The sequence below is a fragment of the Streptomyces sp. NEAU-W12 genome (assembly GCF_026242095.1).
In the GTDB taxonomy this organism is placed as follows: domain Bacteria; phylum Actinomycetota; class Actinomycetes; order Streptomycetales; family Streptomycetaceae; genus Streptomyces.
The window spans coordinates 14,977-39,983 of the sequence record NZ_JAPJDM010000019.1 but is presented as its reverse complement, the minus strand read 5'-3'; the positions used below and the strand labels follow the sequence as shown (position 1 = coordinate 39,983).

Annotated in this window: 18 protein-coding genes; 2 read left to right on the top strand and 16 right to left on the bottom strand. The window is 71.5% G+C overall.

The annotated features are described in order from the left end of the window. Positions 1 to 86 precede the first annotated feature (86 nt). Positions 87 to 2,858, bottom strand: a complete 2,772-nt coding sequence (locus ORI94_RS23185) for a lipopolysaccharide biosynthesis protein (RefSeq protein ID WP_266078785.1) — start codon at positions 2,856 to 2,858, stop codon at positions 87 to 89. After that, complete coding sequence (locus ORI94_RS23180; protein WP_266078784.1) at positions 2,851 to 4,131, bottom strand: DegT/DnrJ/EryC1/StrS family aminotransferase; 1,281 nt, start codon at positions 4,129 to 4,131, stop codon at positions 2,851 to 2,853. The genes ORI94_RS23185 and ORI94_RS23180 overlap by 8 nt, the downstream gene beginning before the upstream one ends. Before the next feature lie 316 nt (positions 4,132 to 4,447). Here ORI94_RS23180 and fahA point away from each other — a divergent pair, with 316 nt between their 5' ends. Together fahA and ORI94_RS23170 are read left to right on the top strand one after the other, a co-directional pair. After that, complete coding sequence (gene fahA, locus ORI94_RS23175) at positions 4,448 to 5,662, top strand: fumarylacetoacetase (protein ID WP_266078783.1); 1,215 nt, start codon at positions 4,448 to 4,450, stop codon at positions 5,660 to 5,662. Positions 5,663 to 5,942: 280 nt separating this feature from the next. Continuing rightward, complete coding sequence (locus ORI94_RS23170) at positions 5,943 to 6,881, top strand: M56 family metallopeptidase (RefSeq protein ID WP_266079111.1); 939 nt, start codon at positions 5,943 to 5,945, stop codon at positions 6,879 to 6,881. Between the two features lie 78 nt (positions 6,882 to 6,959). Here ORI94_RS23170 and recQ read toward each other — a convergent pair whose 3' ends face one another. The 14 genes from recQ to ORI94_RS23100 all read right to left on the bottom strand — a co-directional run bounded on the left by recQ (position 6,960) and on the right by ORI94_RS23100 (position 25,002). After that, entirely contained in the window at positions 6,960 to 9,014 is a 2,055-nt protein-coding gene (gene recQ, locus ORI94_RS23165; RefSeq protein ID WP_416237879.1) for a DNA helicase RecQ, read from the bottom strand. Between the two features lie 265 nt (positions 9,015 to 9,279). Next, the gene (nuoN, locus tag ORI94_RS23160; protein WP_266078780.1) at positions 9,280 to 10,929 is read right to left on the bottom strand and encodes an NADH-quinone oxidoreductase subunit NuoN; all 1,650 of its coding nucleotides are present in this window, start codon (positions 10,927 to 10,929) and stop codon (positions 9,280 to 9,282) included. Beyond that, positions 10,926 to 12,497 carry an NADH-quinone oxidoreductase subunit M gene (locus tag ORI94_RS23155; RefSeq protein ID WP_266078778.1) on the bottom strand — a complete coding sequence of 524 codons (1,572 nt, stop codon included), beginning with the start codon at positions 12,495 to 12,497 and terminating at the stop codon, positions 10,926 to 10,928. Before ORI94_RS23155 ends, nuoN begins: the two co-directional genes overlap by 4 nt. 5 nt (positions 12,498 to 12,502) lie before the next feature. Beyond that, positions 12,503 to 14,476 carry an NADH-quinone oxidoreductase subunit L gene (gene nuoL, locus ORI94_RS23150; RefSeq protein ID WP_266078776.1) on the bottom strand — a complete coding sequence of 658 codons (1,974 nt, stop codon included), beginning with the start codon at positions 14,474 to 14,476 and terminating at the stop codon, positions 12,503 to 12,505. A 15-nt stretch (positions 14,477 to 14,491) separates the two neighbouring features. Further along, positions 14,492 to 14,791 carry an NADH-quinone oxidoreductase subunit NuoK gene (gene nuoK, locus ORI94_RS23145; protein WP_003974374.1) on the bottom strand — a complete coding sequence of 100 codons (300 nt, stop codon included), beginning with the start codon at positions 14,789 to 14,791 and terminating at the stop codon, positions 14,492 to 14,494. Next, positions 14,788 to 15,630, bottom strand: a complete 843-nt coding sequence (locus ORI94_RS23140) for an NADH-quinone oxidoreductase subunit J (protein WP_266078761.1) — start codon at positions 15,628 to 15,630, stop codon at positions 14,788 to 14,790. The genes nuoK and ORI94_RS23140 overlap by 4 nt, the downstream gene beginning before the upstream one ends. Beyond that, the gene (gene nuoI, locus ORI94_RS23135; protein ID WP_266078759.1) at positions 15,627 to 16,277 is read right to left on the bottom strand and encodes an NADH-quinone oxidoreductase subunit NuoI; all 651 of its coding nucleotides are present in this window, start codon (positions 16,275 to 16,277) and stop codon (positions 15,627 to 15,629) included. The genes ORI94_RS23140 and nuoI overlap by 4 nt, the downstream gene beginning before the upstream one ends. After that, entirely contained in the window at positions 16,270 to 17,652 is a 1,383-nt protein-coding gene (gene nuoH, locus ORI94_RS23130; RefSeq protein WP_266078757.1) for an NADH-quinone oxidoreductase subunit NuoH, read from the bottom strand. The genes nuoI and nuoH overlap by 8 nt, the downstream gene beginning before the upstream one ends. Next, positions 17,649 to 20,174, bottom strand: coding sequence for an NADH-quinone oxidoreductase subunit G (locus ORI94_RS23125; RefSeq protein ID WP_266078755.1), 2,526 nt, complete (start codon positions 20,172 to 20,174; stop codon positions 17,649 to 17,651). Before ORI94_RS23125 ends, nuoH begins: the two co-directional genes overlap by 4 nt. Then, positions 20,171 to 21,517 carry an NADH-quinone oxidoreductase subunit NuoF gene (nuoF, locus tag ORI94_RS23120; RefSeq protein WP_416237871.1) on the bottom strand — a complete coding sequence of 449 codons (1,347 nt, stop codon included), beginning with the start codon at positions 21,515 to 21,517 and terminating at the stop codon, positions 20,171 to 20,173. The genes ORI94_RS23125 and nuoF overlap by 4 nt, the downstream gene beginning before the upstream one ends. Continuing rightward, positions 21,517 to 22,377 carry an NADH-quinone oxidoreductase subunit NuoE gene (gene nuoE / locus ORI94_RS23115; protein ID WP_266078751.1) on the bottom strand — a complete coding sequence of 287 codons (861 nt, stop codon included), beginning with the start codon at positions 22,375 to 22,377 and terminating at the stop codon, positions 21,517 to 21,519. Before nuoE ends, nuoF begins: the two co-directional genes overlap by 1 nt. Beyond that, complete coding sequence (locus ORI94_RS23110) at positions 22,374 to 23,705, bottom strand: NADH-quinone oxidoreductase subunit D (protein ID WP_266078749.1); 1,332 nt, start codon at positions 23,703 to 23,705, stop codon at positions 22,374 to 22,376. Before ORI94_RS23110 ends, nuoE begins: the two co-directional genes overlap by 4 nt. After that, entirely contained in the window at positions 23,702 to 24,451 is a 750-nt protein-coding gene (locus ORI94_RS23105) for an NADH-quinone oxidoreductase subunit C (protein WP_266078747.1), read from the bottom strand. The genes ORI94_RS23110 and ORI94_RS23105 overlap by 4 nt, the downstream gene beginning before the upstream one ends. Continuing rightward, the gene (locus ORI94_RS23100) at positions 24,448 to 25,002 is read right to left on the bottom strand and encodes a NuoB/complex I 20 kDa subunit family protein (protein WP_042164915.1); all 555 of its coding nucleotides are present in this window, start codon (positions 25,000 to 25,002) and stop codon (positions 24,448 to 24,450) included. Before ORI94_RS23100 ends, ORI94_RS23105 begins: the two co-directional genes overlap by 4 nt. Between the last annotated feature and the right edge of the window lie 5 nt (positions 25,003 to 25,007).

The following is a 25,007-nucleotide window of genomic DNA, read 5'->3' as shown; positions in this document are numbered from 1 at the left end:
GCGGATCTCTCGCGTGGAGTGGCTGGCGGACGCACGGTGGTTCCCCCCTGGCGGTTCGGCTCCGAAAGCTCGGTTCGATCGCTGGTTCAGCCGTTCGGCCGTCTGTGGCCGGGCGGCCGCGACGCCGTTACGGCACGGTGGAGCGGCGGAAGTCGCAGAAGGAGCAGCAGCAGAAGCAGTGCGGCGAGCAGCGGCGGCGACACGGGCGCGAGCGCGTCCCGCCCCACCCAGCCGGCCACGGCGACGAGATACACCACCCCCCAGCGCCCCGGCCGGGACAGCCGGTCGCCACCCACCCGCTCGAGCAGCAACCACAGCGCGACGAGGCACAGCAACTGGCACACCTGCGGCGTCCAGCGCAGCAGCGGCTCCGGCCCGCCGGTTCCCGTCGCGTCCGCGAGGAGTCCGGCTGTCCGGACATACACCGCGCCGCCCACCGGCGAGGGTTCCCAGCCGAGCGCGACGGGTGCGGCGTACAGGGCGAGCAGGGCCGAACCCAGCGCGGTGCCGGGGAGCCAGGGGTCGGGCGCCGTGCACAGCGTCACCGCGGCGACGAAGACCAGGAGCAGCACTCCGCCCGCCGCGAGCGCCACGAGCGGCAGCCCTTCCAGCAGCTGCCGCCCCGTCGGTTCGCCCCGTTGGTCCGGCGACGGTCCGCCGAACCGGTGCAGCGGACGCGTCGACGCCCAGAAGGCGACGGTGGCGAGGCCGAGCAGCCCCCAGAGAACGTCCCGCAGCCGCCGCTCGGACCGGTCGGTTCCGTCACCGCCGGCGGCCTCGTGGTGTCCGTCGCGTGGGGGCGGGGTCTCGTCCCGGGCCGGTGCGTGTGTGTTCCGTGGAGTGGGCTCCGCGTGCTCGCCGGCCGCCTCGCCGCCCGCCGCCTGGCACTCGTGCGCCTCGGTGTCCGGGGGCTCTCCCGGCTCGGTGCCCGGACCCGCGCCGGCCTCCGCGACCGGCTCCGGGCTCCTGCCCGAGTTCCTGTCCGGGTCCAGGCCCGGGGCCTTCTTCGGGTCCGGGGCCGGGCCCCTGCCCGAGTTCCTGTCCGGCCCCGGGCCCCTCTCCGTCTTCGAGTCCGGAGCCGGGGCCTTCCTCGGGTCCAAAGCCGAACCCCTCTCCGAGTTCCTGTCCGGCCCCGGGCCCCTCTCCGTCTTCGAGTCCGGAGCCGGGGCCTTCCTCGGGTCCACGTCCGGACCGGGGTCCGGGTCCGGCTGCGGGCCCCCGTCCGTGGGGCGGAGCCGGACGATGAACGCCATCGTGTCCGCCTGGAGGGCCTCCCGTTCGTAACCGGGGGTGCCGATGAACAGCGTGACGGTGTCCGCGTCGTCCTGCTCGCGGCCCTTGTCCTCGTACGCGGCCCGGCGCGCCCAGCCCGTGCCGTACCCGGCGGTGGCGTTCAGCTTCGCCCAGCGCGTGCCGTAGACGGGGCCGGTGGAGGCGCCCTCCGCCCGGCCCGGTCCGTTCGTCGTCCCGTCCTTGCCGCCGACCCCGCCCGGCCGGTCGGCGGACCCACTGTGCCCGCCGGGCCCACTGTGTCCACCGCGCGTGTCACGCGTGACACGCAGCGCCGAGCGCAGGCCGAACACCGAGACGGCGGCGACCACCGTCATGCCGGTCAGCACCGCCCACCCGGCGCCCGCGATGCCCGCCGGGGTGAACAGCACGGCCGCGCTGCCCAGGACCAGCACGCACATGGCTCCCTGGAGCACGGCGAGCACACCGGTCCGCCCCTGCACCCGCAGCACCCCGATGTACAGCTCCACGACCACCCGCGGCAGCGCCCCGAGCGCCAGCAGCCGCAGCACCGTCGAACCGTGCTCGGCGTAGTCCGCGCTGAACGGCGTGAGGATCAGCGGGGCGAAGGCCACCAGCACCAGCACGACCGGCACCAGAAGCAGCGTCATCCGGCGCAGCGCACCCCGCACCCCGTCCGCGAGCCGGCGCGGGTCGTGCGAGGCGTGGGCGGTGAGCGACGCGGCCATGTTGATGGCCATGAACTCCATGGTTCCGCCGACGGTGTACGCCACGTAGAAGTAGCCGTTCTCGGCGGCGCTGAAGCGGACCGCGACCATCACCGGCAGAAGGTTGATCATCGCCAGGCTGAACAGCGCGCCGAGCGAGTCACCGGCGAGGAAGCATCCCATGGCGCGGATCCCGGGGGGTTCCCGGTCGCGGTCGGCGGCGGCCTGACGCGGGATGAGCCGGCGGAAGATCAGCCAGCCGAGCGGCAGTGTGGAGAACGCGATCGCGACGGCCCAGGAGACGAAGATGCCCAGCACCGGCAGCGCGCTCGCGAAGACGGCCAGCAGGACCAGCTTGCCGGTGGAGAAGACGGCGTTGCCGGCGGGCACCCACTCGGTCTTGCGCAGGCCCGTGAGCACCCCGTCCTGCAGGGTGAGCAGCGCCCAGGCCACGCACGCCGCGACGAACAGCGCGCCCGCCAGGGGGGTGCCCAGGGGTTCGTACGACGCGCCCCACAGGTCGAGCGTGAGCAGGAAGACACCCGCGGCCAGCGCGACGACCAGCGAACTCGCCCCGTACACGCCCCACACCAGGCGTCCGGTCTCGCGCCCGGCGCGCGGCACGAAGCGGACCACGGCGCCGATCATCGTGGTCGCGGTGATGCTCGCGAGCAACCGCATCGCGGCGATGGCGGCGGAGCCCTGGCCGACCGCGTCCTCGGAGTAGTAGCGCGCGGCCACGAGCCAGAAGCCCAGCCCGAGGACGGCGGACACGCCGGTGCTGAGCATCAGGAAGTAGGCGTTCTTGAACAGCGAGTCGGAGCCGGGTCTGCGGTCGGCGGGTCCGGGTCTGCCGCCGGTGCGCACCGCGGCGGGCTCGTGCACCTGGATCTCAGTCACGGGGCGGCCCCAGCCCTCTCGCCATGGTCGCCTCCGGCGGCTCCGGTGCGTCCCGCGCGTCCGGCTTCTTCGGTGGCTCGGCCGGCCGGGCCCCGGACCGTTCCAGGACCTCTACCGCCTCACGCGCCCGCAGCGGGTCCACGGGCAGCGCGTGCCGTGCGAACCAGCGGGCGTTGCCGGGGTCGGGCGACGGGTCCGTGAAGGCCCCTCCCGCATAGTCGTCCAGGGGCGGGTCGTAGAGGTAGCCGACGACGATGCCGTGCCGGGCCAGGGCCGCCGTCGCCGCGTCGCGGTCCGCGACCAGCAACGGCACCCGGAACAGCGGTTGCACCGCGCCGTCCGTCGGCGGCCGGGCCCACGGCGTCGACAGCAGCAGCTCCGTGCCCGCCCGCGAGGCCCGTAAGACGTCGTCCAGCCGCCCGAGACTGCGGTGGACGCGGCGCAGGCGTACGGGGCCGGGCTCCAGCCGGTAGTCGTGCATGTCGACCCGCACCCAGGGGTCGTGCGCGGCCAGGTCCGGCGCGGAGCGCGCGGCATCGGCCAGCGCCCTTGGACGCAGCGGCATCCGGATTCCCTCGCGCTCCGTCAGTCCCAGCAGGCCCGTCGTGGCCCAGGCGGCCCGGCGCAGCCCCAGCCGCCGCACGGCGGCCTCGGCGTAGGGCCGTACCGCGTAGGTGAGTTCGGACGTCATGCGTCGCGGGGCGAGCAGTTCGGCGCAGGCCTCGCGCACGGTCGCGCTCCGGTCCGGGTCGGCCAGCGCGAGGATGCCTCCCGTCCGGGCGCCGGCATGCTTGGAAAGGCTGAAGACGGCGGCGTCGCCCCAGGCCCCGACCGGCCGTCCGCCGACCTCGCTGCCGATGGCATGCGCACCGTCCTCGAACAGCGGGATGCCCAACGCGTCGCAGCGGGCCCGCAGTCCGGGTGCCGGATCCGGATTGCCGTACAGGTTCGTGGTCAGTACGGCGGACAGCGAGCCCCACGTCCCCTCCGGCACGGCGTCGATGTCGATGGACGCGTCGAACGGGTCGAGCGGCGCCTGCACCGGGCGCAGGCCCGCCGCGAGCACCACGAAGAAGATGACGTCGTCGTTGACCGGCGACATCAGCACCCTGCCACCCGGCGGGCACCAGTGGCGCAATGCCACGAACAGCCCGAACCTGCACGACGGCACGTACACACATTCCCGGCCGAGCCGGCCGCGCACGACATCTTCCAGCCTCTTCGGCTGCATGCCGGAGCGCGCCGGTTCCGGACCGGCCTCCCCAATGGCCATCCGTCCCCCTGGTGTGCCATCGGAACGCCCCCTCCCCGAGGCCTTCCGGCACCCGCCCAGAGTCGCCCCGTTCGCACCGCTCCGTCAAGATTGCGTCGCGTCCCGTGGACGGCTTCCGGTACGCAAGGGGAAGCGGCGCACACGTCCTGCCGTCCCGGACACGTCACACGCCCCACGCCCCGGACCCGCCCTCCGCCTCCGCCCCTGCCTCCGCCCCTGCCTCTGCCTCTGCCCAAGAGCACCGCGGCCCCCGTAACGTGTGGCCTGGCCACGGACACGTGGAGCACCTGCGCACACGAAAGCGAGGCAGCACCCGATGCCCCCCTTCGACGTCCCCGAGGGTGATCCCTTCGGCCCGCACAATCTGCCGTACGGCGTGTTCTCGCCCTCCGGTTCGTCGGAGCGGAGGGTGGGTGTCCGGCTCGGCGACCACGTCCTCGACGCCGGCGCGGCCGCACACGCCCTGGGTTCCCCGTACGCCTCCCTGCTCGCCCGCCCGACCCTCAACCCGCTGCTGGCGGCGGGCCGTACGGCCTGGTCGGACGTCCGGCGCGCCCTCACCGCCTGGGTGACCGTCCCGGCGCACCGGGAGAGCGTCGAGCCGCTCTTGCACCCGCTGTCGTCGGTGGCCCTGCACCTCCCCTTCGAGGTCGCGGACTACGTGGACTTCTACGCCTCCGAGAACCACGCCCGGAACGTCGGCCGGATCTTCCGCCCGGACGCCGCCGACTCCCTCACCCCGAACTGGAAGCACCTGCCGATCGGCTACCACGGCCGGGCCGGCACGGTGCTGGTGTCCGGCACCGACGTCGTACGCCCCTCGGGGCAGCGCAAGGCGCCCACCGATCCGGCCCCGGTCTTCGGCCCGTCGGCGCGGCTGGACATCGAGGCCGAGGTCGGCTTCGTGGTCGGAGCGCCGTCCGAGCTGGGCCGACCGGTACCGCTCGGCGACTTCCGCGACCACGTCTTCGGCCTCTGCCTCCTCAACGACTGGTCCGCACGGGACGTCCAGGCCTGGGAGTACGTCCCCCTCGGCCCCTTCCTCGGAAAGTCCTTCGCCACCTCGGTGGCGGCCTGGATCACCCCTCTGGACGCCCTGGAGGAGGCCCGGGTGGCGCCACCGGAGCGCACCCACGCGCTGCTGCCGTACCTGGACGACACGGACGAGGAACCCGGCGGTTACGACCTGCGGATCTCCGTGGCCGTCAACGGGCACGTCGTCTCCGAACCCCCCTTCTCCACCATGTACTGGACGGCCGCCCAGCAGCTCGCCCACATGACCGTGAACGGCGCCTCCCTGCGCACCGGCGACCTCTACGGCTCCGGCACCGTGAGCGGGCCCGCCGGGGGACAGCGCGGGTCCCTGCTGGAACTGACCTGGAACGGCCGCGACGCCCTCGAACTCCCCGATGGCAGGCGGACGTTCCTCGAGGACGGCGACGTCGTGACCCTGTCGGCCTGGGCCCCGGGACCGGGCGGAGTCCGCGTCGGCCTCGGCGAGGTCACGGGACGGGTGACGCCCGCGGTCTGACACCCGCCGCGGTCCGGCCGGTCCGCCCCCACCGGCGCCGCGACGGGCGCCCTCCGCGTCCGCCGGCCGACGCCGCACCCCTGCCTCACACCGCCCGGCGCCGTCATACTTGTCGGCGCCGGGCGGTGCACGGCTCCCGCACGCTCCGCGCCGCGCACCCACGCCCGGACCCGCGCGTCACACGCCGGACGCCCTCCGCACGTCACGCACGGCCGCACGTCCCCGCACCACCCGAAGCCGCCCCCTTCCGACAGGATCCGGAGCCCGTGGCATGACCGGCATGACCCTCTGCCTGCTTCTGCTGAGCGTTGTCGCCGTGACGGCCGCCTGGCCCGTCCCCCGGGCGCTGACCCGGGCGAACTGGCCGGAGCGGGAACCGGTGGTGGCCCTGTGGGTCTGGCAGTGCCTGGTCGCCACGGTCCTGTTGTGCTGCCTGACCGCCCTGGCCCTGGGGGCCGCCGCCGTCTTCGGCACCGTCCGCGCCCAGCTCTTCGCCCCGGCCCCGCCCGCGGTGACCGCGGCGTACGACCTGTCCGCGGCCCCGCCCTGGGCGGCCGTCCTCACTCTGCTGCTGGCCTGCGGCGCGGCCTGGACCGCGGCCATGCTCGGGCGGGAACTGGCCGACGCCCGCCGGCGCCGCGCCCGGGCCCGCGCACATCTGCTCGAGCGCGCCCCCGACCTGCCCGCCGGCCTCCCCGCCGCCCGCGGCCCCCTGCTGGTGCTCGAGGACGAGTACCCCGACGCCTGGTGGATGCCGGGCAGCCCGCCCCAGCTGATCGTCACCACCGGCGCCCTGCACCGCCTCACCGACCACCAGATCGACGCCGTCCTCACCCACGAACGCGGCCACGCCCGAGCCCACCACGACTGGCTGCTGCACCTTTCCACCGCCCTGGCCACCGGCTTCTCCCGTGTCCCGCTCTTCGCCCACTTCTGCGAGCAGACCCACCGCCTGGTCGAGCTCGCCGCCGACGACACCGCCTCCCGCCGCTGCGGCCACCTGACCACCGCACTGGCGCTGATCGAGCTCAACCGGCACCGCGGCGTCCTGTCCTGCGCCTCCAGCCACCGCCTGCTCGGCGAGCGCGTCGACCGCCTTCTGAAGCCGCCGCCCCGCTTCGGCCGCCGGGACCGCGCCCTGACGACGACGGCGGCGGCCCTGGTCCCCCTCCTCCCCCTCCTGATCACCTTCGCCCCGGGCCTCACCGCCCTGCCGTAGGGCCTGTCGGCCGCAGAGGCGGGCGGCTGCCGGTCATCCCCGGCCGGGTCACATCCAGTCGGGTCACATCCAGCCGGGTCACATCCAGTCGGGCTCCGGCTCGGTCTCCCCCTCCGGCCAGTCGTCGTCGGACACGGACCCGGCGTGGTCCCGGCCCGGGTCACCGGCGCCGGCGCCGGCCCGGCCGAAGTCGCCCTCCGCGGCCCCGGCCGGGCCCTGCGCACCAGCCGGTGATCCGTCCGGTGGTCCGCCCAGCGACGCGAGCACCCCCACCACGCCCTCCCCGTACGTCGTGAGCTTCTTCTCGCCCACCCCGCTGATCCCGCCGAGCTCGGCGACCGAGCCGGGCCAGACCGTGGCGATCTCGCGGAGCGTGGCGTCGTGGAAGATGACGTACGCGGGGACGCCCTGCTCGCGGGCCTGTTCGGCACGCCAGGCGCGCAGCGCCTCGAAGGCCGGCAGGAGGTGTTCGGGCAGCTCGGCCGCCGCGGCCCTGGCCTTGCCCTTCCCGGAGCCCGACGCCCCCGGGGCTCCCGACCGGGAGGTCGCCGGCTTCTTCGGCTCCTTGCGCAGCGGCACCTCCCGCTCGCCCCGCAGCACGGCCCCGCTGTCCTCGGTCAGCACCAGCGTGCCGTAGTCCCCCTCGACCGCGAGCAGCCCCTGGGCGAGCAGCTGCCGGACGACGCCCCGCCACTCGGCCTCGCCGAGATCCTCACCGATCCCGAAGACGGAGAGCTGGTCGTGGTCGAACTGGATGACCTTGGCCGTGCGCCTGCCCAGCAGGATGTCCACGATCTGCACCGCGCCGAACTTCTGCCCGCGCTCCCGCTGCAGCCGGACCACCGTCGACAGCACCTTCTGGGACGCGACGGTGCCGTCCCACGTCTGGGGCGGGGCGAGGCAGGAGTCGCAGTTGCCGCAGCCCGCCGGGTCGGGGGTGTCCTGGCCGAAGTAGGCCAGGAGCTGCCCACGCCGGCACCGGACCGTCTCGCACAGGGCGAGCATCGCGTCCAGGTGCCGGCCCGCCCGCCGCCGGAAGGCCTCGTCCCCCTCGCCGGACTGGATCAGCTTGCGCTGCTGTACGACGTCGTTGAGGCCGTACGCCATCCAAGCGGTGGACGGCAGTCCGTCGCGGCCCGCGCGGCCCGTCTCCTGGTAGTAGCCCTCGACGGACTTGGGCAGGTCGAGGTGGGCGACGAACCGGACGTCCGGCTTGTCGATGCCCATGCCGAAGGCAATGGTGGCCACCACGACCAGGCCGTCCTCCCGCAGGAAGCGGGACTGGTGCGCGGCACGCGTCCCCGCGTCCAGTCCCGCGTGGTACGGCACCGCCTCGACGCCGCTTCGGCTGAGGAACTCGGCGGTCTTCTCCACGGAGTTGCGGGACAGGCAGTAGACGATGCCCGCGTCGCCCGCGTGCTCCTCCCGCAGGAAGTTCAGCAGCTGCTTCCTGGGGTCGGCCTTGGGCACGATCCGGTACTGGATGTTGGGCCGGTCGAAGCTCGCCACGAAGTGCCGGGCGTCCGGCATGGCCAGCCGCTCGGTGATCTCCCGGTGCGTGGCGTGCGTGGCCGTCGCGGTGAGCGCGATCCGGGGCACGTCCGGCCAGCGCTCGCCGAGCAGCGACAGGGAGAGGTAGTCCGGCCGGAAGTCGTGCCCCCACTGGGACACGCAGTGCGCCTCGTCGATCGCGAAGACGGAGATCTTCCCCCGTGACAGCAGTTCCAGCGAGCTGTTCAGCCGCAGCCGCTCCGGCGCGAGGTACAGCAGGTCCAGCTCGCCGGCGAGGAACTCGGCCTCCACGACGCGCCGCTCCTCGAAGTCCTGCGTGGAGTTCATGAACCCGGCGCGCACGCCGAGCGCCCGCAGCGCGTCCACCTGGTCCTGCATCAGCGCGATCAGCGGGGAGACGACGACTCCCGTACCCGGTCTGACCAGCGACGGAATCTGGTAGCACAGCGACTTGCCGCCACCGGTCGGCATCAGCACCACGGCGTCCCCGCCCGCGATCACATGCTCGATCACCGCCTCCTGCTCACCGCGGAAGGCGTCGAATCCGAACACCCGCTGCAGCGTCGCCAGCGCCTCGTTCTCCGTCACTGCCATGCCACCACTACCGTCCGTCCCACCCATCGCCATCGCCCTGCCCCCGTACGACCGCTCGCGGCCACCGCGTCCACCGCGGCCGTTCTCGACCACTGCGTCCACGATAGGCGCCCGGGCCGACATCCCCGGAGTTGTCCACAGACCGACGCCCCGGACCTGTCCACAGGCCCCGGACCGGTCGTATCCGCGTACCGCTGTGCGCAAGGGGGGGGGGCGCGTTCCGCCGGGCACGGCAACGGCCCGGCACCCCCCGAGCGGGTGCCGGGCCGCCCTGTCGTCGGCGGGCGCCGGGTCAGCGCACGAACACCCCCGCGTTCCCCGCCAGCTCCAGGAAGTACTGCGGCGCGACGCCCAGCACCACCGTGACCGCCACACCCAGCCCGATCGCCGTCATCGTCAGCGGTGACGGCACCGCGACGGTCGGGCCCTCGGGCCGCGGCTCGCTGAAGAACATCAGGACGATCACCCGGATGTAGAAGAACGCCGCGATCGCCGACGCGATCACACCGACCACGACCAGCGGGACCGCGCCGCCCTGGGCCGCCGCCTTGAACACGGCGAACTTCCCGGCGAAGCCCGACGTCAGCGGAATACCCGCGAAGGCGAGCAGGAACACCGCGAACACGGCCGCCACCAGGGGCGAACGGCGTCCCAGCCCAGCCCACTTGGACAGGTGCGTCGCCTCGCCGCCCGCGTCCCGCACCAGCGTCACCACCGCGAACGCGCCGATCGTCACGAACGAGTACGCCGCCAGGTAGAAGAGGACCGACGAGATACCCTCCGGCGTGGTCGCGATGACACCCGCGAGGATGAAGCCCGCGTGCGAGATCGCCGAGTACGCCAGCAGCCGCTTGACGTCGGTCTGGGTGATCGCGATGATCGCGCCGCCCAGCATGGTGACGATCGCGACGGCCCACATGACCGGCCGCCAGTCCCAGCGCAGGCCGGGGAGCAGGACGTACAGCACCCGCAGCAGGGCACCGAACGCGGCCACCTTGGTCGCCGCCGCCATCAGGCCCGTCACCGGGGTCGGCGCGCCCTGGTAGACGTCCGGCGTCCACATGTGGAAGGGGACGGCACCGACCTTGAACAGCAGGCCCGTGATCAGCAGGCCCGCGCCCACCAGGAGGAGCACGTCGTTGCCCATGGTGTTGACGAGCGCCGGGTCGACCTCCGCGATCGTGCCGTCGACGACCTGCGCGATCGTCGCGTACGACATCGAGCCCGCGTAGCCGTACAGCAGCGCGATGCCGAAGAGGAGGAACGCGGAGGCGAACGAGCCGAGCAGGAAGTACTTGACCGCGGCCTCCTGCGAGATGAGCCGCTTGCGGCGGGCCAGCGCGCAGAGCAGGTACAGCGGCAGGGAGAGGACCTCCAGGGCCACGAACAGCGTCAGCAGGTCGTTGGCCGCGGGGAAGACCAGCATGCCGGCGACCGCGAAGAGCAGCAGCGGGAACACCTCGGTGGTGGTGAACCCGGCCTTGACGGCCTTCTTCTCGCCGTCGCTGCCCGGCACGGACGCGGCCTGGGCGGCGAAGGAGTCGACCCGGCTGCCGTGCGCCTGCGGATCGAGTCTGCGCTCGGCGAAGGTGAACAGGCCGACCAGGGCGGTCAGCAGGATCGTGCCCTGCAGGAACAGGGCGGGTCCGTCGACGGCGATCGCGCCCATGGCCACGATGCCCGCCTTGGTGGTGCCGTACCCGTCGGCGGCGAGCGCCACGACCGCGGCGAACGCGGCGACGAGCGCGGCCGACGCGAGGGCCATCTGTACGTAGTAGCGGGATCTGCGCGGTACGAAGCCCTCGATCAGGATTCCCAGGACCGCCGCAGCGACGACGATCAGGGTGGGCGCGAGCTGCGCGTACTCGATCTTCGGCGTGTCGATCTTCGCGATCGGTTCGGCCGCGGTTGTCCACAGGCTGTGGACGGCTGACGTGTTCACTTGGCCGCCTCCGCCTCGGGCTGGGGGTCCTTCTGCTGGACGTCGGACATGGTCTGCTTCACCGCCGGGTTCACGATGTCCGTGAGGGGCTTCGGGTAGACGCCCAGGAAGACCAGCAGCACGATCAGCGGCGCGGCCACGGCGATCTCACGCACCCGCAGGTCGGGCATCCTGGCGAGCTCGGGCTTGAGGGGGCCCGTCATCGTCCGCTGGTAGAGGACGAGGGTGTAGAGCGCGGCGAGCACGATGCCGAAGGTGGCGATGACGCCGATCACCGGGTAACGCGTGAACGTGCCGACCAGGACCAGGAACTCGCTGACGAACGGCGCGAGCCCGGGCAGCGACAGCGTCGCCAGGCCGCCGATCAGGAACGTGCCGGCGAGTACCGGCGCGACCTTCTGCACCCCGCCGTAGTCGGCGATGAGCCGCGAGCCGCGCCGCGAGATGAGGAAGCCGGCCACCAGGAGCAGGGCGGCGGTCGAGATCCCGTGGTTGACCATGTAGAGCGTCGCCCCGGACTGGCCCTGGCTGGTCATCGCGAAGATGCCCATGATGATGAAGCCGAAGTGCGAGATCGACGCGTACGCGATCAGCCGCTTGATGTCCCGCTGGCCGACCGCGAGCAGCGCTCCGTAGATGATGCTGACGACCGCCAGCACCATGATCGCGGGGGTCGCCCACTTGCTCGCCTCCGGGAACAGCTGGAGGCAGAAGCGCAGCATCGCGAAGGTGCCCACCTTGTCCACGACGGCCGTGATGAGCACAGCGACGGGCGCGGTGGACTCCTGCATGGCGTTGGGCAGCCAGGTGTGCAGCGGCCACATCGGCGCCTTCACCGCGAAGGCGAGGAAGAAGCCGAGGAACAGCCAGCGTTCGGTGCTCGTCGACATCTCGAGCGAGCCGTTGGCCCGCGCCTCGGCGATCTCGGTGAGCGAGAAGTTCCCGGCGACCACGTACAGCCCGATCACCGCGGCCAGCATGACCAAACCGCCGGCCAGGTTGTAGAGCAGGAACTTGACCGCCGCGTACGACCGCTGGGTCGCCGCCGCCTTCTCACCGTGCTGGTGGGCCCGGTCCCCGAAGCCGCCGATGAGGAAGTACATCGGGATCAGCATGGCTTCGAAGAAGATGTAGAAGAGGAAGACGTCGGTGGCCTCGAAGGAGATGATCACCATCGCCTCGACGGCCAGGATCAGGGCGAAGAAGCCCTGCGTCGGCCGCCACCTCCCACTGCCCGTCTCCAGGGGATCGGCGTCGTGCCAGCCCGCGAGGATGATGAACGGGATCAGCAGGGCGGTCAGCGCGATCAGCGCGACCCCGATGCCGTCCACCCCCAGCTCGTAACGGACTCCGAAGTCCGCGATCCAGGCGTGCGATTCGGTGAGCTGGTAGCGGTCGCCGTCCGGGTCGAAGCGCACCAGGACGACGACCGCCAGCACCAGGGTGGCGACCGAGACCAGCAGGGCCAGCCACTTGGCGGCGGTGCGTTGCGTGGCCGGTACGGCGGCCGTGGCGATCGCCCCGATGGCCGGGAGCGCCGCCGTCGCTGTCAGCAGAGGAAAGGACATCGGTATCAGACCGCCCTCATCAGCAGGGTCGCGGCGACCAGGACGGCCGCGCCCCCGAACATCGAGACCGCGTAGGACCGCGCGAAGCCGTTCTGCAGCTTGCGCATCCGCCCGGACAGGCCGCCGAACGAGGCCGCCGTTCCGTTGACGACGCCGTCGACCAGGGTGTGGTCGACGTACACCAGGGAGCGGGTGAGGTGCTCGCCGCCGCGCACCAGGACCACGTGGTTGAAGTCGTCCTGGAGCAGGTCGCGCCGGGCGGCCCGGGTGAGCAGCGACCCGCGCGGGGCGAGCGCCGGGACCGGGCGGCGCCCGTACTGGCCCCAGGCGATCGCCACGCCGACGACCATGACCGCCACCGTGGACAGCGTGACCGTCAGGGCGCTGATCGGCGCGTGTCCGTGGTCGTGCCCGGTGACGGGCTCCAGCCAGTGCACGAACCGGTCGCCGATGCCGAAGAACGCGCCGGCGAACACGGAACCGAAGGCGAGCACGATCATCGGGATCGTCATGCTCTTCGGCGACTCGTGCGGGTGCGGGGGCGTGTACTCGCCCCGGGTCTCCGCGGCCGGCTCCACCGCGGGTTCGGCCGGGGACGGTGTCGGAGCCTTCCGCCAGCGCTCCTCCCCGAAGAACGTCATCAGCATCACGCGCGTCATGTAGTACGCGGTGATCGCGGCGCCCAGCAGGGCCACGCCGCCGAGGATCCAGCCCTGGGTGCCGCCCTTGGCGAACGCCGACTCGATGATCATGTCCTTGGAGAAGAAGCCGGACAGGCCCGGGAAGCCGATGATGGCGAGGTAGCCGAGCCCGAAGGTGACGAACGTGACCGGCATGTACCTGCGCAGTCCGCCGTAGCGGCGCATGTCGACCTCGTCGTTCATGCCGTGCATGACCGAACCCGCGCCGAGGAACAGCCCGGCCTTGAAGAAGCCGTGCGTCACCAGGTGCATGATCGCGAAGACGTAGCCGACGGGGCCGAGGCCCGCCGCGAGCACCATGTAGCCGATCTGCGACATCGTCGAACCGGCCAGCGCCTTCTTGATGTCGTCCTTCGCGCAACCGACGATCGCACCGAACAGCAGCGTGATCGCGCCGACGATGGTGACGACCAGTTGCGCGTCCGGGGCGCCGTTGAAGACGGCGCCCGAGCGGACGATCAGATAGACGCCCGCGGTCACCATGGTCGCGGCGTGGATCAGGGCCGAGACCGGGGTCGGGCCCTCCATCGCGTCCCCGAGCCAGGACTGCAGCGGCACCTGGGCGGACTTGCCGCAGGCGGCGAGCAGCAGCATGAGGGCGATCACGGTGAGCTTGCCCTCGTCGGCGGCGCCGGCCAGCCCGGCCTCGTCGTGGCTGCCGAGCACCGGCCCGAAGGCGAAGGTGCCGAACCACAGGAACATCAGCATGATCGCGATCGACAGGCCCATGTCGCCGACCCGGTTGACCAGGAAGGCCTTCTTCGCCGCGGTCGCGGCGCTGGGCTTGTGCTGCCAGAAGCCGATCAGCAGGTAGGAGGCGAGACCGACCCCCTCCCAGCCGACGTACAGCAGCAGGTAGTTGTCGGCGAGGACGAGGATCAGCATCGCCGCGAGGAACAGGTTCAGATAGCCGAAGAAGCGGCGACGCCGCTCGTCGTGCTCCATGTACCCGATCGAGTACAGGTGGATGAGCGAACCGACGCCGGTGATCAGCAGCACGAACGTCATCGACAGCTGGTCGAGCCGGAAGGCGACGTCGGCCTGGAATCCCTCCACCGGGATCCAGCTGAACAGATGCTGCGTCAGGGTGCGGTCGTCGGCGGCGCTGCCCAGCATGTCGGCGAACAGGACGACGCCGACCAGGAAGGACGCGGCGGCGAGCACTGTGCCGATCCAGTGGCCGACGGCGTCCAGCCGGCGGCCGCCGCACAGCAGGACCGCAGCTCCGAGCAGGGGCGCCGCCACCAGCAGCGCGATCAGGTTCTCTGGATTACTCACGGTTCTAGCGACCCCTCACAGCTTCATCAGGCTGGCGTCGTCGACCGAGGCCGAGTGGCGGGAACGGAACAGGGACACGATGATCGCCAGTCCGACCACGACCTCCGCCGCGGCGACGACCATCGTGAAGAAGGCGATGATCTGGCCGTCGAGGTTGCCGTGCATGCGGGAGAAGGCGACGAACGCCAGGTTGCAGGCGTTGAGCATCAGCTCGATGCACATGAAGACGACGATCGCGTTGCGCCGGATGAGGACACCGGTGGCGCCGATCGTGAACAACAGCGCTGCGAGGTAGAGGTAGTTGACCGGGTTCACTTCGATGCCTCCTCGGCCCGCTTCGACGGCGCCGGTTCGATCGCCGTGCGCTCGAGCCGCTCCTCGGAGCGTCGCTCCAGCGACCGCAGGTCGCTGAGCGCCTCCCGGGACACGTCCCGGATCTGGCCGCGCTCGCGCAGCGTGCTGCTGACCGTGAGGTCGGACGTGGTGCCGTCGGGCAGCAGGCCCGGGATGTCCACCGCGTTGTGCCGGGCGTAGACGCCCGGGGCCGGCAGCGGCGGGAGCTGCTTGCCCTCGCGGACGCGCTCCCCGGCCAGCTCCCGCTGGGTCTTGGCCCGTTCGGTGCGCTCGCGGTGGGTGAGCACCATGGCGCCGACGACGGCCGTGATGAGCAGGGCGCCGGTGATCTCGAAGGCGAAGACGTACCTGGTGAAGATGAGGGCGGCGAGGCCCTCCACGTTGCCGTTCGCGTTCGCCTGCCCGAGGCCGTTGAACTCGGTGAGCGCCGCGTTGCCGATGCCGCCGACGAGCAGGATGCCGAAGCCCAGCCCGCACAGCAGGGCGAGCCAGCGCTGTCCCTTGATGGTCTCCTTCAGGGAGTCCGCCGCGGTGACGCCGACCAGCATCACCACGAACAGGAACAGCATCATGATCGCGCCGGTGTAGACGATGATCTGGACGACGCCCAGGAAGTAGGCGCCGTTGGCGAGGTAGAACACCGCCAGGATGATCATGGTCCCGGCGAGGCAGAGCGCGCTGTGCACGGCCCGCCGCATCAGGATCGTGCACAGCGCGCCGATCACGGCGACCGTGCCGAGGATCCAGAACTGGACGGCCTCTCCGGTGGAGGTGGAGTAGGCGGCGAGGTGCTCGGTCATCCCCGGATCACCTTCTCCGACGCCGGTTCGTCCTCGCCGAAGGTCGAGTCGGCCTCCTGCACGACCTCGCCCCCGGAGGGGGCCGCCTGCCGCTCGGTACCGGGGGCGGCCTCGGTGACCAGGCCCCGGTAGTAGTCCTGTTCGTCGGTGCCCGGGTACATGGCGTGGGGGCTGTCGACCATGCCCTCCTCCAGACCGGCGAGCAGCTGCTCCTTGGTGTAGATGAGGTTGGCGCGGCTGGAGTCGGCCAGTTCGAACTCGTTGGTCATCGTCAGCGCGCGCGTGGGGCACGCCTCGATGCACAGGCCGCACAGGATGCAGCGGGCGTAGTTGATCTGGTAGACGCGGCCGTACCGCTCGCCGGGCGAGTAGCGCTCCTCCTCGGTGTTGTCCGCGCCCTCGACGTAGATCGCGTCGGCGGGGCAGGCCCAGGCGCACAGCTCGCAGCCGACGCACTTCTCCAGGCCGTCCGGATGGCGGTTGAGCTGGTGCCGTCCGTGGAAGCGCGGGGCCGTGGTCTTCTGCTGCTCCGGGTACTGCTCGGTCAGCCGCTTCTTGAACATCGCCTTGAAGGTCACACCGAAGCCGGCCACGGGGTTCTGGAAGCCGGGCTTCGACTGCCCGGCCTCCTTGGGCTCCTCAGCCATCGGACGCCTCCTTTCCATCCAGAGATCCGTCACTGTGGGTATCGGGCCCGCCACTGGCGACGAGCTCCCGCTCCCGGTGCGAGCGGCGCCGCGGCACCGGCGGGAGCTCCTGTCCGGGCAGCGGCGGTACGGGGAACCCGCCTGCCATCGGGTCGAAGGCGGCCGGTTCCCCGCCCGCTCCCCCGGCCCCCTCGGCGTCCTCGGCGTTCTTGCCCTTCGCCCGGAACATGTCGACGGCGAAGGACAGCAGCAACAGGGCGAGGACTCCGGCGGCGATGTAGAGGGCGATGTCCGCGAAGCCGTAGTTCTCGTTCCTCAGGACCCGCACCGTGGCGACGGCCATCAGCCACACCAGGGAGACCGGGATGAGGACCTTCCAGCCGAGCTTCATCAGCTGGTCGTACCGCACGCGCGGGAGCGTGCCGCGCAGCCAGACGAACATGAACAGCAGCAACTGGACCTTGACGATGAACCAGAGCATCGGCCACCAGCCGTGGTTCGCGCCCTCCCAGAAGGTGCTGACCGGCCACGGAGCGCGCCAGCCGCCCAGGAAGAGGGTGACGGCGACGGCCGAGACGGTGACCATGTTGATGTACTCGGCGAGCATGAACATCGCGAACTTGATCGACGAGTACTCCGTGTTGAAGCCGCCGACCAGGTCGCCCTCGGACTCCGGCATGTCGAAGGGGGCGCGGTTGACCTCGCCGATCATCGTCACGATGTAGATGAGGAAGGAGACCGGCAGCAGCAGGATGTACCAGCGGTCGGCCTGCTGCTCGACGATCGTCGACGTCGACATCGACCCCGAGTAGAGGAACACGGAGGCGAAGGCGGCCCCCATGGCGATCTCGTAGGAGATCACCTGCGCGCACGAGCGCAGCCCGCCCAGCAGCGGGTACGTGGATCCGGAGCTCCAGCCGGCGAGCACCAGGCCGTAGATGCCGATCGAGGCGACCGCGAGGATGTAGAGCAGCGCGACCGGCAGGTCGGTGAGCTGCATCGTGGTCCGCTGGCCGAAGATCGAGATCTCGTTGCCGGACGGCCCGAAGGGGATCACCGCGATCGCCATGAAGGCCGGGACGGCCGCGACGATCGGCGCCAGGATGTACACCGCCTTGTCGGCGCGTTTGACGACGACGTCTTCCTTGAGCATCAGTTTCACGCCGTCGGCGAGCGACTGGAGCATGCCCCAGGGACCGTTGCGGTTCGGGCCGATGCGCAGCTGCATCCAGGCGACGATCTTGCGTTCCATCACGATGGCGATCAGCACCGTCACCATGACGAAGGCGAAGCAGAAGACCGCCTTGACCACGACCAGCCACCAGGGGTCGCGGCCGAACATCGAGAGGTCTTCAGCGGCGAAGTACAAGCTCATGCCTCCACCTCCTGGGGGGCCTCGCCGGCGAGTGACGCCGGACCGATACGGACGAGGGCGCCGGGCAGTGCCCCGGTGTCGGAGGCCACGCCGCCGCCGGCGGAGTTCAGCGGGAGCCACACCACGCGGTCGGGCATCTCGGTGACGCTCAGGGGCAGTTCGACCGTCCCCGCGGGGCCGGTCACGGCGAGCGGGTCGCCCTCCTTGACGCCGACCTCGGCGGCCGTGGCGGCCGACACGCGCGCGTGCGCGGCGTGCCGGGTACCGGCGAGCGCCTCGTCGCCCTGTTGCAGGAGCCCCTGGTCCAGCAGCAGCCGGTGCCCGGCGAGCACCGCCTCCCCGGCGGCCGGCCGGGGCAGCACGCCCGCCCTCTCCAGGGGCCCGGTGGCCCGCGGGCCCTCCCAGGCGCCGAGCCGTTCGAGCTCCGCGCGGACGGTGCGCAGGTCCGGCAGGCCCAGGTGCACGTCCATGGCGTCGGCCAGCATGTGCAGCACGCGCGCGTCGGCCGGCGGCAGGGGGCGGGCCATCTGGTCGGGCTTGAGTGCCGACGCGAAGGGCCGGACCCTGCCCTCCCAGTTGATGAAGGCGCCGGCCTTCTCGACGACGGCGGCCACCGGCAGCACCACGTCGGCGAGTTCGGTGACCTCGCTGGGCCGCAGTTCCAGCGAGACCACGAAACCGGCCTCGGCCAGTGCCGCACGCGCGCGCGGCGGGTCGGGCAGGTCGGCGACCTCCACGCCCGCGACCAGCAGCGCCTGCAGCTCGCCGCTCGCCGCGGCCCCGACGATCTCGCCGGTGTCGCGGCCGTAGCGGTGCGGCAGGGCGGCGACGCCCCAGACGGCGGCGACCTCCTCACGCGCGCGCGGGTCGGTCGCCGGGCGCCCGCCCGGCAGCAGCGACGGCAGCGCGCCCGCCTCGACGGCACCCCGCTCCCCGGCGCGCCGCGGGATCCACACCAGCCGGGCGCCGGTCGCGGTGGCGATGCGTACGGCGGCGGTCGGGCCTCCCTCGACGGCGGCGATCCGCTCGCCGACGACGATCACCGCGCCCTCGGCCCGCAGCGCTTCGGCGGCCCTGGCCCCGTCGCCCTCCAGGCCGACCCCGCTCGCGAGCGCGTCCAGCCATTCGGTCTCGGTGCCGGGAGCCGCCGGCAGCAGTGTGCCGCCGGCCTTCTCCAGGCCGCGCGTGGCGTGCGTGGCCAGCGAGAAGGTCCGCTGCCCGTGCGTACGCCATGCCTTGCGCAGCCGCAGGAAGACGCCGGGCGCCTCCTCCTCGGCCTCGAACCCGACCAGCAGGACGGCGGGCGCCTTCTCCAGCGAGGAGTACGTGACGCCGTCGGTCGCGTCGTGGCCGGACGCGCCCCCGAGGTCACGTCCGCGGCCCGCGACCCGCGCGGCGAGGAAGTCCGCCTCCTCGGCGCTGTGCACGCGCGCGCGGAAGTCGATGTCGTTGGTGTCCAGGGCCACCCGCGCGAACTTGCTGTACGCGTAGGCGTCCTCGACGGTGAGCCGGCCGCCGGTCAGGACACCGGTACGGCCGCGGGAGGCCAGCAGTCCCTGGGCCGCGATCTGCAGCGCGTCGGGCCAGGAGGCCGGCTCCAGCTCGCCCTCGGCGTTACGGACGAGCGGGGTCCGCAGCCGGTCCCGCTGCTGCGCGTACCGGAACCCGAAGCGTCCCTTGTCGCACATCCACTCCTCGTTGACCTCGGGGTCCTCGGCGGCGAGCCGCCGCATGACCTTGCCGCGCCGGTGGTCGGTGCGGGTGGCGCAGCCGCCGGCGCAGTGCTCGCACACCGACGGCGAGGAGACCAGGTCGAAGGGGCGGGAGCGGAACCGGTAGGCCGCCGAGGTGAGCGCGCCGACCGGGCAGATCTGGATGGTGTTGCCGGAGAAGTACGACTCGAAGGGGTCGCCCTCACCGGTGCCGATCTGCTGGAGCGCGCCCCGCTCGACCATCTCGATCATCGGGTCGCCCGCGATCTGGTTGGAGAACCGGGTGCAGCGGGCGCACAGCACGCACCGCTCGCGGTCGAGCAGCACCTGGGTGGAGACCGGCACGGGCTTCTCGTAGGTCCGCTTCTTGCCGTCGAAGCGGGACTCCGGGTTGCCGTGCGACATCGCCTGGTTCTGCAGCGGGCACTCGCCGCCCTTGTCGCAGACCGGGCAGTCCAGCGGGTGGTTGATGAGCAGCAGCTCCATCACGCCGTGCTGGGCCTTCTCGGCGACGGGCGAGGTGAGGTGGGTCTTCACCACCATCCCGTCGGTGCAGGTGATGGTGCAGGAGGCCATGGGCTTGCGCTGGCCCTCGACCTCGACGATGCACTGGCGGCAGGCACCGGCCGGGTCGAGGAGGGGGTGGTCGCAGAACCGGGGGATCTCGATGCCGAGCTGTTCGGCGGCCCGGATGACCAGGGTGCCCTTGGGCACGCTGATCCCGGCGCCGTCGATGGTCAGCGTGACGAGGTCCTCCGGCGGGACCGCCGCCTCTCCCCCGCCGGAGGGAGAGCTGGTGGTCACAGTCATGCGTGCACCTCCGTACGGTCGGCCCAGGCCGTCGACTTGGCCGGGTCGAACGGGCAGCCACGGCCCGTGATGTGCTGCTCGTACTCCTCACGGAAGTACTTGAGCGAGGAGAAGATCGGCGAGGCGGCGCCGTCGCCGAGGGCGCAGAACGCCTTGCCGTTGATGTTGTCGGCGATGTCGTTCAGCTTGTCGAGGTCGGACATCTGGCCCTTGCCCGCCTCGATGTCGCGCATCAGCTGCACCAGCCAGTACGTGCCTTCGCGGCAGGGTGTGCACTTGCCGCAGGACTCGTGGGCGTAGAACTCGGTCCAGCGGGTGACGGCCCGCACGACGCAGGTCGTCTCGTCGAAGCACTGGAGGGCCTTCGTGCCGAGCATGGAACCGGCGGCGCCCACTCCCTCGTAGTCGAGGGGGACGTCGAGGTGCTCGTCGGTGAACATGGGCGTCGAGGAGCCGCCCGGCGTCCAGAACTTCAGGCGGTGCCCCGGCCGCATGCCGCCGCTCATGTCGAGCAGCTGGCGCAGCGTGATGCCCATCGGGGCCTCGTACTGGCCGGGGCGTGCGACGTGGCCGCTGAGGGAATAGAGGGTGAAGCCGGGCGACTTCTCGCTCCCCATCGAGCGGAACCACTCCTTGCCCCGGTTCATGATGGCGGGAACCGACGCGATCGACTCGACGTTGTTCACCACGGTCGGGCACGCGTAGAGGCCCGCGACGGCGGGGAAGGGGGGACGGAGCCGCGGTTGGCCACGGCGGCCTTCGAGCGAGTCGAGCAGCGCGGTCTCCTCACCGCAGATGTACGCGCCGGCGCCGGCGTGCACGGTGAGGTCGAGGCCGAGTCCGCTGCCCAGCGCGTTCTCGCCGAGGACGCCCGCCGCGCGGGCCTCGCGTACGGCCTCGTGCAGCCGCCGCAGTACGGGGACGACCTCACCCCGCAGGTAGATGAAGGCGTGGGACGACCTGATGGCGTAACAGGCGATGGCGATGCCCTCGATGAGGCTGTGCGGGTTCGCGAAGAGGAGGGGGATGTCCTTGCAGGTTCCGGGCTCCGACTCGTCGGCGTTGACCACCAGATAGTGTGGTTTTCCGTCGCCCTGCGGAATGAACTGCCACTTCATTCCCGTCGGGAAGCCGGCGCCTCCGCGCCCCCGCAGACCGGACTCCTTGACGTACGCGATGACGTCGTCGGGTGACATGGCGAGCGCCTTGCGGAGCCCTTCGTATCCCCCGTGCCTCTTGTAGACGTCCAGGGTCCAGGACCTGTCCTCGTCCCAGAAGGCCGACAGCACGGGTGCGAGCAGCTTCTCCGGTCCGGTGTCCTTGAGTTCGGGTGCCAAGGTCATCACTCCCCCTCCTCGGCGGCGGGTCCGGCCGGGTGCGTCGGATCGGAGGCCGACGTTTCCTGCGGCGCGTCGTGCGAGCTGAGGTGTTCCGCCGGTGACGGTTCGTGCGGCGGGGCCTCCCGGGGCGCCTCACCGCGCGGGTGCACCACGCGGGCGGGTGCGGTCTCCCCCTTGGCCAGCTTCAGGCCGGCCAGGGAGGCGGGTCCCGCGCTTCCCGTGGCGTCGACGGCGCCGTCCCGCTCGTCGGGGAAACCGGCCAGGATCCGGGCGGTCTCCTTGAACGTGCACAGGGGCGCCCCGCGGGTGGGCGAGACGGGGCGGCCGGCCCGCAGGTCGTCGACGAGGCGCTTGGCGCTCTGCGGGTCCTGGTTGTCGAAGAACTCCCAGTTGACCATCACGACGGGCGCGAAGTCGCAGGCCGCGTTGCACTCGATGTGCTCGAGGGTGACCTTGCCGTCGTCGGTGGTCTCGCCGTTGCCGACGCCCAGGTGTTCCTGGAGCTCCTCGAAGATGGCGTCGCCGCCCATGACGGCGCACAGGGTGTTGGTGCACACACCGACCTGGTAGTCACCGCTCGGCCGGCGCCGGTACATGGAGTAGAAGGTGGCGACGGCGGTGACCTCGGCCGTGGTCAGGCCGAGCGTGTCCGCGCAGAACTGCATCCCGGTGCGCGTGACGTGGCCCTCCTGGGCCTGCACGAGGTGCAGCAGCGGCAGGAGGGCCGACCGGGAGTCCGGGTAGCGGGCGATGATCTCGCGCGCGTCGTTCTCCAGCCGGGCCCGGACGTCGTCCGGGTAGGCGGGCGGGGGCAGGTGGGGCATGCCCAGGCTGACGCCCCGCTCCGAGGATGAGGTGGTCACCGGTCGACGCCTCCCATCACGGGGTCGATGGATGCGACGGCGACGATGACGTCGGCGACCTGGCCGCCCTCGCACATCGCCGCCATGGCCTGCAGGTTGGTGAAGGACGGGTCGCGGAAGTGGACCCGGAAGGGGCGGGTGCCGCCGTCGGAGACGACGTGCGCCCCGAGTTCGCCCTTGGGTGACTCGACGGCCGCGTACGCCTGTCCGGGCGGTACGCGGAAACCCTCGGTGACCAGTTTGAAGTGGTGGATCAGGGCCTCCATGGAGGTGCCCATGATCTTCTTGATGTGGTCGAGGGAGTTGCCCAGCCCGTCCGGGCCCATGGCGAGCTGGGCGGGCCAGGCGATCTTCTTGTCGGCGACCATGACCGGTCCGGGCTGGAGCCGGTCCAGGCACTGCTCGACGATGCGCAGCGACTGGCGCATCTCCTCCAGCCGGATCAGGAAGCGGCCGTAGGAGTCGCAGGTGTCCGCGGTGGGGACCTCGAAGTCGTACGTCTCGTACCCGCAGTACGGCTGCGTCTTGCGCAGGTCGTGCGGCAGTCCGGTGGAGCGCAGGACCGGACCGGTCGCCCCGAGGGCCATGCAGCCGGCCAGGTCCAGATAACCGACCTCCTGCATGCGGGCCTTGAAGATGGGGTTCCCGGTGGCGAGCGCGTCGTACTCCGGGAGGTTCTTGCGCAGCTTCTTCACCAGTTCGCGGATCTGGTCCACCGCGCCGGGCGGCAGGTCCTGGGCGAGTCCGCCGGGGCGGATGTACGCGTGGTTCATCCGCAGGCCGGTGATGAGCTCGAAGGCGTCGAGAATGAGTTCACGATCACGGAATCCGTAGATCATGATCGTGGTGGCGCCGAGCTCCATGCCTCCGGTGGCGATGCACACCAGGTGGGAGGAGAGCCGGTTCAGCTCCATCAGGAGCACACGGATGATCGAGGCACGGTCGGGGATCTGCTCCTCGATGCCGAGGAGTTTCTCCACTCCGAGGCAGTACGCCGTCTCGTTGAAGAACGGCGTCAGGTAGTCCATGCGCGTCACGAAGGTGGTGCCCTGGGTCCAGGTCCGGTACTCGAGGTTCTTCTCGATGCCGGTGTGCAGGTAGCCGATGCCGCAGCGGGCCTCGGAGACCGTCTCGCCGTCGATCTCCAGGATCAGGCGGAGCACACCGTGCGTGGACGGGTGCTGCGGGCCCATGTTGACGATGATGCGCTCGTCGTCACTGCGCTGCGCCGTCTCGACGACCTCGTCCCAGTCTCCGCCGGTGACGGTGTAGACGGTGCCTTCCGTGGTCTCGCGTGCGGAGGCGGCGGACGTGTTCGACGTGCTCATGAGTACGACCTCCGCTGGTCCGGGGCCGGGATCTGGGCGCCCTTGTACTCGACGGGGATCCCGCCGAGGGGATAGTCCTTGCGCTGCGGATGCCCCTGCCAGTCGTCCGGCATCAGGATCCGCGTGAGGGCCGGGTGACCGTCGAAGACGATGCCGAAGAAGTCGTACGTCTCGCGCTCGTGCCAGTCGTTCGTCGGATAGACGGAGCACAGTGACGGGATGTGCGGGTCGCTGTCGGGAGCGCCGACCTCCAGGCGGATCAGCCGGTTGTGAGTGATCGAGCGCAGGTGGTAGACGGCGTGCAGCTCGCGGCCCTTGTCACTGGGATAGTGCACGCCGCTGACGCCGGTGCACAGTTCGAAGCGGAGCGCGGGGTCGTCGCGCAGGGTCGTCGCGACCCGGAGCAGGTGCTCGCGCTCGATGTGGAAGGTGAGTTCGCCGCGGTCGACGACCGTCTTCTCGATGGCGTTGCCGGGGAGCAGGTCCTGCTCCTCCAGCGCGCCCTCCAGTTCGTCGGCCACCTCGTCGAACCATCCTCCGTAGGGGCGGTTCGAGGCTCCCGGGAACCGGATCGAGCGGACCAGGCCGCCGTAGCCGGAGGTGTCGCCGCCGTTGTTGGCGCCGAACATGCCGCGCTGGACGCGGATCTCCTCACCGCCCTCGCCCCGCTGGCCGGGGAGGTTCTCGGCGGAGAGGTCCTTCTCGGGGTTCGTGCCGTCGCCCGCGGTGTCGTTCGCGTCGCTCATCGCAGCAGCCCCTTCATCTCGATGGTGGGCAGGGCCTTGAGCGCCGCCTCCTCCGCCTCGCGGGCCGCCTCCTCGGCGTTCACGCCGAGCTTGGAGCCCTGGATCTTCTGATGGAGCTTGAGAATGGCGTCCATCAGCATCTCGGGCCGGGGCGGGCAGCCGGGCAGGTAGATGTCGACCGGGACGACGTGGTCGACGCCCTGGACGATCGCGTAGTTGTTGAACATGCCGCCCGACGAGGCGCAGACCCCCATGGAGATCACCCACTTGGGGTTCGGCATCTGGTCGTAGACCTGCCGCAGCACCGGCGCCATCTTCTGGCTGACCCGGCCGGCCACGATCATCAGGTCCGCCTGCCGCGGCGAGCCGCGGAAGACCTCCATGCCGAAGCGCGCCAGGTCGTAGCGGCCGGCGCCGGTGGTCATCATCTCGATGGCACAGCAGGCGAGTCCGAACGTGGCCGGGAACATGGACGACTTGCGCACCCAGCCCGCGGCCTGCTCGACGGTGGTCAGCAGGAATCCGCTCGGCAGCTTTTCTTCGAGTCCCATGGTCA